Here is a 7,107-nt window from a genome sequence, read left to right on the forward strand (position 1 = left end):
GTCAAACGGGGCGGACGCTGTCGGAAATCGTCGGTACGGTGAGCGCCGGAATCCGACCGGGGAGAGCGCGTGGACCACACCTTCCAGGTCGACCTGCGTGGCGTGGTCGACCTGCTCAGCCATCACCTCTACGGCAGCCCGCGGGTGTACGTGCGGGAGCTGCTCCAGAACGCCGTCGACGCGATCACCGCCCGGCGCGCGTCCGAGCCGGACGCCCCGGCCCGGGTGATGATCGAGCCACCCGAACTGACCGGTGACGGCACGCTGCGGGTGCACGACACCGGCGTCGGCCTCACCGAGGCGCAGGTGCACGACCTGCTGGCCACCATCGGCCGCAGCTCCAAGCGGGACGAGCTGGGCTTCTCCCGGCACGAGTTCCTCGGCCAGTTCGGCATCGGCCTGCTCTCCTGCTTCCTGGTCGCCGACGAGATCCGGGTCATCACCCGGCACGGAGACCAGCCCACCGTGCTCTGGACGGGGTGGTCCGACGGCCGGTACGCGGTCGCGCCCGCCCCTCCCGGGCAACAGCGTGCCGAGACCGGTACCACCGTGACCCTGGTGCCCCGGCGCGACGCCGACCAGTGGTTCGGCACCGCGACGGTCACCGACCTGGCCCGCCTCTACGGCAGCCTGCTGCCGGTCGACGTCCGGGTCGGCGTCACCCCCACCACCGACGGTTCGCCGCCCTGGCCGACCCGGCCGGGCGCGCCGCTGGACCGGCCGGCCCTGATCCGGTACGCCGAGCGGGCCCTCGGCTTCACCCCGTTCGACGTGCTGCCGCTGGCGGTGCCCGAGGCCGGGCTGACCGGGGTGGCGTTCATCCTGCCCACCCCCGTGAACCCGGCCGCCCGCGCCGGCCACCGGGTGCACCTCAAGCGGATGCTGCTCACCGAGCAGGCCGACGGCCTGCTGCCAGACTGGGCGTTCTTCGCCCACTGTGTGGTGGACGCCACCGAGCTGCGCCCCACCGCCAGCCGCGAGTCGCTGTACGAGGACAGCCTGCTCGCCGCCACCCGGGACGCCCTGGGCGACCAGGTGCGCGGCTGGCTGGTCCGGCTCGCCCAGCACGCCCCGCGCCGGCTCGCCGAGTTTCTCCAGGTGCACCACCTCGGCGTCAAGGCGCTCGCCCTGCACGACGACGAGATGCTCCGACTGGTCGACCAGTGGTGGCCGATGGACACCAACGTCGGCACGTTGACCCTCGCCGAGTTCCGCCAGCGGCACGGCCTCATCCGGTACGCGGCCAGCCTCGACGAGTTCCGGCAGCTCGCCGCCGTCGCCGCCGCGCAGGAGCTGGCCGTCGTCAACGGCGGCTACACGTACGACACCGAGCTGATCGAGCGGCTGCCCACGGTGGACCGTACCGTGCTCATCGAACGGCTGGAGCCCAGCGACCTGACCACCCGGTTCGACAACCTCGACCCGCAGGTCGAGCTGGCCCTGCGACCGTTCCTGACCGGCGCGCAGCGGGCCCTGGAACGGCTCGGCTGCGAGGTGGTGTTCCGGGCGTACGACCCGGTCTCGCTGCCGGCCCTCTACCTGGTCAGTCGCTCGGCGGCGTTCCACGACCAGCTCGCGGCCAGCCGCGACAGGGCCGACGAGCTGTGGGGCGGGGTGCTGGACGCGCTGGCCGCCTCCGCGCCACCTGACCGCCCGCAGCTGGTGCTCAATCATCGCAACCCGCTGGTCCGTCGGGTCACCACGCTGACCGACCCGGAGCTGGTCGGGCTGGCCGTCGAGGCGCTCTACGGGCAGGCGCTCCTGCTCGGGCACCATCCCATCCGCGCAGCCGACGCCGCGCTGCTGAACAGTTCCTTCCTCGGCCTGCTCGGCCGCGCCGTACCGGACGGGAGTGAGGCATGACCAACGACGACCTGTGGCGGGTGCTGCACGAGGTGCACAACATGCCGTACGGCGCGGGGCAGACCGCCGCGCTGGAACAGCTGATCCGGCGGGCCGAGGCCGGCGACGACCGGCACCTCGCCTTCGCCGCCCGGATGCAGGCCACCACCTCGTACGTCTACGGCGGCGAGCCGGCGAAGTCCTTCGTGACCTTCTCCTGGTGCCTGGCCGAGTTCGACCGTGACCCGCAGCCCTACCACCAGCGCTACACGCACCAGCTGCTCTGGCACTTCAAGTACATGGTGAACGCCATGCTGAAGTTCCCGGAGCTGCCGCTGGACCGCACCCGTGCCGTGCTCGACGACATGGAACGGCGCTACCGAGACAGCGGGCACACTCTGCAGGCGGTGCACAAGCACCGCTACCTGGTCGCCGACCACGTCGGCGCGCACGACGAGGCTGCCGAGTGGTACCGGAGGTGGCTGACCACGCCCCGGGACGCCCTCTCCGACTGCGCCGGCTGCGACCCGACCACGCAGGTGCGGCACCTGACCGAGGTGGACCGGCCAGACGAGGCGGTGGCGCTGGCCGAGCCGGTCCTCTCCGGGCGGTTGAACTGCACCGAGCAACCACAGGGCATCCTCACCGCACTGCTTCCCGCGTACCTGCGCACCGGCCGGCGGGACGCCGCACGGGACGCGCACCGGGAGGCGTACCGGCGGCTGCGCGCCAACCTGTCGGACCTGTGGGACGTCGCGGACCACGTCGAGTTCTGCACGGTGACCGGCAACGAGGCGCGCGCCCTGGAGCTGGTGGAGCGCCACCTGGACTGGCTGGACCGGGCACCCACCCCGGCCGCCGCGATGCACTTCGCCGCCGCAGCGTCCGCCGCGCTGCGGCAGGCGCCCGGCGAGCTGACCGTGCACCGCCGGGCGTTCGGCGACCGGCCGGCCGGCGAGGTGCCGGTGGGCGACCTCGCCGACGAACTGGCCGACACGGCGACCGGGTTGGCCGCCCGCTTCGACGCCCGTAACGGCACGTCCCACCAGTCGGTGACGATCGGGAAGCGGATCGCCGCCCGGCCCGAGGGGGAGCCCCTACCACTCTCGGCCAGCCTGCGTCGCCGCCCGGCCCCGCGGGCGGCGACCCCCGCTATCCGGCGGGAACCGGTGCAGGTGCCGGCCGGCGCGGCAGCCGAGGAGTTGCTCGACCTCGCCGAGGAGTGCTGGCGTACCCACCGTCACGAAGGGCTGCTCGCCGCCCTGCGCGCGTACGACGAGCGGTTCGGCGGCACCATCCAGCCGCCGACGGTCGTGGCCCGCCGGTTGGAGCTGCGCGCGGCCGAGGTGGACGAGATGGTGGACGAGGTTCGCGCGGAGGCCGTCGCGGCCAACCGGCGGGCGCTCGCGGCCTGGCGGGAGGTGCCCGACCCGCTGCGGGCGCAGGTGGTGGCCGGGCGGCTGGGCGTGCTGCTCTGCATGTCCGACGCCGACGCCGCCGAGGGCCTGACCCTGGTCCGGGCGTCTGTGGACTACCTCGACAAGCACGGCGACCAGCGGGAACGCGCCGCCGCACACGACCGGCTGGCGCTGGCGTACCTGCACCGGGAACGCTGGACGGAGGCGTTGGCGGCGGTCGAGCGGGCGGCGGCCGAAGCGGACGTCGATCCGTGGCTGGCGGCCCGGACGGCGATGCACCGCGTCCACGTGCTGGAACGGCTGGAACAGGGCGAGGAGGCCCGGGAGGCGGCGGACCGGGCCCGTCGTCTCGCCCGCAGCCTCGGCGCCGACGACATGCTGACCTTCGCCTGCCTGGCGTACGCCCGCTGGGCGGACGACCCGGCCGACGCGGTGTGCGCCTGCGACGAGGCGCTACTGGTCGCGCCGGCCGACGCCCGGCTGGTGGTACGGGTGTCCCGGGGGCAGGCGTTGGTGGCCGCCGGCCGGGCCGCCGACGCGATCGAGGACTTCGCCGAGGCGGTGACCCTCTGCGTGGAGCAGGGTGCCGACGGCGACGCCTTCCTGCGCTGGGAGCTGGCCAACGCGTACCGGGCGGCCGGGCGGCTGAGCGAGGCGGCCGAGGTGGCGGAGGAGGCGGTGATCGGGCTGGACCGGCTCGGCGCGCAGGCCGAGGCCGACCGGTGCCGGCACCTGCTGGCCGGCGTCTACGAGGGGCTCGGCGAGACCGATTCGGCGCTGGAGCTGCTGGACCGGCTCGCCGAGAGCCTCGACGGGCCGGACAATCTCCCTTACCGGGGGGAGGTGCTGGAGCAGGCCGGCGGCATCCTCTACCAGGTCGACCGGGACGCGGTCGCCGCGGCGCGGTTCGCCGCGGCGGCCACGGCGTACCGGCTCGCGGAGCTGCCGGTCGACGAGCTGCGTGCCCGGCGACGGCAGTTGCTCGCCCTGTTCTGGGCCAATGACCTGCCGGCTGCGGCGGCCCTGATCGACGTGGTGGACGAAGCCGCCGCGGCGTTCGCCGGGCCGCCGGAGGAGCCGGCCGTGGTGACGTACGAGCGGTCGCTGGCCGCCGAGGCGGTGGCCCGGGTGCTGGCCGTCGAGGAGCGGCTGGTCGCCGCGCTCGACCGGCTGGACGGGGTGGCTGGCCGGCTGCGATCGATCGAGGCGTTCGGCGAGGCGGCCCAGGTGGACTTGTTGACCGGTGAGCTGCTGCTGCGCGACGACCGCCCGGCTGAGGCGGAGCCCCTGCTCCGCCGGGTGCTGAACGGCCTGCCCACCGGTTCCCGCCCGGCTACCGAGGCCACCTGGCTCCTGGCCAAGGCCCTGGACGACCTGGGTCGTCCCGACGAAGCCGCCCAGCTGCGCACCCAGAACAACCTCCACAACCCCTGACTCGACCCACCGCCGCCTGCCCCACGCTTCACTTGGTGATCATGAAGTTGACGGTGGGCCAGAGAGACCCACATCACTGTCACCTTCATGAACACGCGGGGTGGGGCGGCCCGACGACGCGCATGTGAGGCGACCGGTGGGTAACCGCGCCTCCGCCATGGTGGGCGGGCGGTCTAGGCTTGCCCGGTGGCGGTGGAACAGCAGGCGCGGGGTGCGATGAACGGTGTGACGGGCACGGGTCGACGGCGGTCTCGCCGGGACGAGATCCTGGAGATCGCGGTCGGTCTCTTCGCCGCACGCGGCTACCACGGGGTGTCTATGGACGACATCGGCGCCGCGGCTGGGGTGACCGGGCCGGCGCTGTACCACCACTTCGCCGGCAAGGAGGCGATGCTGGCAGCCGCGCTGATCCCGGTCAGCGAGGGGCTGCTCGACGGTGGCCGGGACCGGGCCGCCGGCCATCCCGGCGACCCGCGCGGGGCGCTGGAGTCCCTGATCGACTTCCATGTCGACTTCGCCCTGGCCAATCCCGCGGTCATCGCACTGCACCTGCACGAGTTGGACCGGCTTCCCGACGAGCCGCGTCGTCGCATCCGCCGGCTCCAGCGCCTCTACGTGGAGGAGTGGGTGACAGTGCTGACCGCGCTGCACCCCGACCTGCCCGACGGTGAGGCGCGGGTGCTCGCCCATGCCGCGTTCGGTCTGATGAACTCCACGCCGTTCCTCGGTGGCGAGGTGGAACGCCGACGCCGTGCCGCACTGCTCCGCGGCGCCACCCTGGCCGCCCTCCTCGCCCCCACTCCGATTGAGCCCATCCGCTGAGGCCACCGGGCTGAGCCCGCCCCCGGCTGAGCCCCCGCTCCCGGCGCCAGCCCATCACTGGCGACGCGGTACGGCGGGACGCACCCGCTCGATTCTCCGGTTCCGGGCCGGTGGTCAGATGGCGACTCGTGAGTAACCGGAGGGTCATGGTTGGCTGGCAGCCGTCTTCACCCCTGGACGTCGGGAGGAAACATGATCGAGTCGCTGCTGGTCGCCAACCGGGGCGAGATCGCCCGCCGGATCATCCGTACCGCCAGGCGGCTCGGCATCCGTGCGATCGCTGTGCACTCGGAGGCCGACGCCGGCCTGCCGTTCGTCAGCGAGGCTGACGAGGCCGTGTGCGTGGGGCCGGCCAATCCGGCGCAGAGCTACCGGAACGTCGACGCGATCCTCGCCGCCGCCAGGTCCACTGGCGCACAGGCCATTCACCCCGGGTATGGCTTTCTGTCGGAGAACGCGGACTTCGCCCGTACCGTCGAGGCCAGCGGCCTGATCTGGGTCGGGCCCGGCGCGGACGCGATCAGCGCGATGGGCGACAAGATCAATGCCCGGAACCTGATGGCGGCGGCCGGGGTACCGGTTGCGCCCGGCACCACTGACCCGGCGGCCGACCTGAGCGCGGCGGTTGCCGCCGCCGCCGAGATCGGCTACCCGGTGATGGTCAAGGCCGCAGCCGGTGGCGGCGGCATGGGAATGGGCGTGGCCCACGACGAGGCCGGGCTGCGTACCGAGTACGACAAGGTGCGCTCGTTCGCCGAGCGGATGTTTGGTGACGGCTCGGTGCTGATCGAGCGCTACTTCCCCCGGGTACGCCACGTCGAGGTGCAGATCCTCGGCCTCGCCGACGGCCGGGTGGTGGCCCTCGGCGAGCGGGAGTGCTCGGTGCAGCGCCGCAACCAGAAGCTGGTCGAGGAGTCGCCCTCCCCGGCGGTCTCCCCGGAACTGCGCGCGCGTTTCCTGGCTGCGGCGGTCCGTGCCGGCGAGGCGGTCAACTACCGCAACGCGGGCACCGTGGAGTGCCTGTTGGTCCCCCGTCAGCGGGACTCCCAAGGCGACGACGGCCCTGACTCCGAAGAATTCTTCTTCCTGGAGATGAACACCCGCCTCCAGGTGGAGCACCCGGTGACCGAGCTGGTGTACGGCGTGGACCTGGTCGAGGAACAGCTGCGGGTGGCGGCCGGTCTCGCCCCGACCTTCGACCCGGACGCGCTCGTCCCGCGCGGGCACGCCATCGAGCTGCGGATCAACGCGGAGGACCCGAAGCGCTTCCTGCCCGGCCCTGGCGTGATCAAGACCTGGGTGGAGCCGGCCGGCGAGGGTGTCCGGGTGGACTCGGGCTACGTCGAGGGCAACACCGTCACGCCGTTCTACGACAGCCTGATGGCCAAGCTCATCGTCAGTGGCCAGGACCGGGCGGAGGCGATCGCGCGGGCGAAGGCCGCGGTGGCCGCCTTCGAGCTGGCCGGCCCGAAGAACAACCTGCCCTTCTTCGCCGAGCTGCTGGAGAACGACGAGTTCCTCTCCGGCGACTACGACACGGCCATCGTCACCCGCATGCGCTGACCCACCGCCCCCTCGCCCTCGTCCCAGC

4 protein-coding genes are annotated in these 7,107 nt (G+C 73.1%); all 4 read left to right on the forward strand.

The genetic code is table 11. The annotated features are described in order from the left end of the window. Positions 1-69: 69 nt before the first annotated feature. Entirely contained in the window at positions 70-1,863 is a 1,794-nt protein-coding gene (locus E1193_RS06930) for an HSP90 family protein (protein WP_132181362.1), read from the forward strand. After that, the gene (locus tag E1193_RS06935) at positions 1,860-4,694 is read left to right on the forward strand and encodes a hypothetical protein (RefSeq protein ID WP_132181363.1); all 2,835 of its coding nucleotides are present in this window, start codon (positions 1,860-1,862) and stop codon (positions 4,692-4,694) included. The genes E1193_RS06930 and E1193_RS06935 overlap by 4 nt, the downstream gene beginning before the upstream one ends. A gap of 216 nt (positions 4,695-4,910) precedes the next feature. Then, a complete protein-coding gene (locus E1193_RS06940) occupies positions 4,911-5,516 on the forward strand; it encodes a TetR/AcrR family transcriptional regulator (protein ID WP_132181371.1) in 606 nt (201 codons plus the stop codon). A gap of 192 nt (positions 5,517-5,708) precedes the next feature. After that, positions 5,709-7,079 carry a biotin carboxylase N-terminal domain-containing protein gene (locus E1193_RS06945; RefSeq protein WP_132181364.1) on the forward strand — a complete coding sequence of 457 codons (1,371 nt, stop codon included), beginning with the start codon at positions 5,709-5,711 and terminating at the stop codon, positions 7,077-7,079. Positions 7,080-7,107 lie beyond the last annotated feature (28 nt).

This window comes from Micromonospora sp. KC606, assembly GCF_004348675.1.
In the GTDB taxonomy this organism is placed as follows: Bacteria; Actinomycetota; Actinomycetes; order Mycobacteriales; family Micromonosporaceae; genus Micromonospora.